The following is a 2,259-nucleotide window of genomic DNA, read 5'->3' on the forward strand; positions in this document are numbered from 1 at the left end:
CCCCCCGCCGGGACTCCCTCCGGCGCGGCCCCTCAGGGGCCCTCCGACACCCCGTGGAGATGCTCCGGCGCCGGCCTTCGGCAGACTCACCATGACACCCCTGAGGACTTCTCCGGCGGGCTGTCGCCGCCCCCGGAGGACTCCATCGGGCGCCCCGGGAGCCGGCCTCCCGGGGCATTTCCATGCCGTGCGCGGTCACCGCCCCGGCCCACGCTGTTCGAATACGGGAGCGGAGTGCCTGGTTCTCCACAGATCAGGGCAGAATCTTCCGTCCACAGCCTGGGGACCGGGAAGTTGTCCAGACTGCGTCCACAGGCACGGCCGCCGGTAGTTGATCACAGCAGGTCAACCGCTTGTGGATTTGTGGCCAACCTCTGTCCACAGGCTGTGGACAGAGAATTCGTCCACAGCCTGTGATCAGCGTTGTCCACCGGTGACCCACAGGCAGGACCCGGTTGCCCACAGCTTCTCCACACCGCTGTCCACTGTTCGGCAACAAAACACCCGCTCTCACCGTGCCGAGTGAAAGCCGTCACACCAAGGAGCCGGATTGGGCTGTGGGGAACCTGGGTAAAGCTGGGGACAGAACTGGGGAGAACTACCCCCTGCCTGTGTACCGGTTGTGCAGAACTTTCCGCTGTCCACAGAACCACCGGGTTTTCCACCGGTGCCGCCCACAGGCACGGTGGACAAAAAACCGGACCTGACCTGCGCGGACGACGTTATCCACGGTTTCCACAGGCCCTACTACTACTGACACCTAGAGTTACCGGGAAATCCGCTTCGAAGTGGGTCCTGTGCACAACTCGGCCCCGGAGCCCGCGACACCTGTTGTCACGACTTGACCCGAGCCGCACCGACTGTCGGTGCCGTGCGTCAGACTGGTCCCCGGCGACACAGCCGACGACGAAGGCCAGCAAGGGCGAGCAGCAACAGCAGGAGGCGGTTCCGGTGAAGATCCGGGTTGAGCGCGATGTACTGGCGGAGGCGGTGGCCTGGGTGGCCCGGAGCCTCCCGGCCCGTCCGCCGGCGCCGGTCCTCGCGGGCCTGCTGCTGAAGGCCGAGGACGGGGCCCTGAGCTTCTCCAGCTTCGACTACGAGGTCTCGGCCAAGGTCTCCGTGGAGGCCGAGGTGGACGAGGACGGCACCGTGCTCGTCTCCGGCCGGCTGCTGGCGGACATCTGCCGCGCCCTGCCCAACCGGCCGGTGGAGATTTCCACCGACGGTGTACGGGCGACCGTGGTCTGCGGCTCCTCCCGGTTCACCCTCCACACCCTCCCGGTGGAGGAGTACCCGGCGCTGCCGCAGATGCCGACCGCCACCGGCACGGTGCCCGGCGAGATCTTCGCCTCCGCCGCCTCCCAGGTCGCCATCGCCGCGGGCCGTGACGACACGCTCCCCGTCCTCACCGGCGTACGCATCGAGATCGAGGGCGACACCGTCACCCTCGCCTCCACCGACCGCTACCGCTTCGCGGTCCGCGAGTTCCTGTGGAAGCCGGAGAATGCCGACGCCTCCGCGGTCGCCCTGGTGCCCGCCAAGACGCTCCTGGACACCGCCAAAGCCCTGACCAGCGGTGACACCGTCACCCTCGCGCTCTCCGGCTCGGGCGCCGGCGAAGGGCTGATCGGTTTCGAGGGCGCCGGGCGCCGGACCACGACCCGGCTGCTCGAAGGCGATCTGCCGAAGTACCGCACCCTCTTCCCGACCGAGTTCAACTCGGTGGCGGTGATCGAGACCGCGCCGTTCGTCGAGGCCGTCAAGCGCGTCGCCCTCGTCGCCGAGCGGAACACCCCGGTCCGGCTCAGCTTCGAGCAGGGTGTGCTGATCCTGGAGGCCGGTTCCAGCGACGACGCACAGGCTGTGGAGCGGGTCGACGCGCAGCTGGAGGGCCACGACATCTCGATCGCCTTCAACCCGACGTTCCTGCTCGACGGTCTGAGCGCGATCGATTCCCCGGTCGCCCAGCTGTCGTTCACCACCTCCACCAAGCCCGCGCTGCTCAGTGGCAAGCCCGCGCTGGACGCCGAGGCGGACGACGCGTACAAGTACCTGATCATGCCCGTACGGCTCTCCGGCTGACTCCCGCGGTCACCCGGGCCCGGGACGGGCCCTCAGGGCCGTCACTGCCGTCGCGGGCCCGCTCCCGCCCCGCGCGGGCCCGGCGGGCGGCGGACCCCGCTACGGGGGAGGCTCGGTGGCGGGTACATTTAGCCATAAGACGCGTTAGGAACCAGAGTGGGGGGGCCGGCTCCGCGG

At 69.0% G+C, this 2,259-nt stretch carries 1 protein-coding gene; it reads left to right on the plus strand.

The features are described from left to right. Positions 1 to 951 precede the first annotated feature (951 nt). Complete coding sequence (gene dnaN / locus ACWF94_RS39100) at positions 952 to 2,082, plus strand: DNA polymerase III subunit beta (RefSeq protein WP_453499836.1); 1,131 nt, start codon at positions 952 to 954, stop codon at positions 2,080 to 2,082. Positions 2,083 to 2,259 lie beyond the last annotated feature (177 nt).

The sequence above is a fragment of the Streptomyces sp. NPDC055078 genome, from assembly GCF_053607985.1.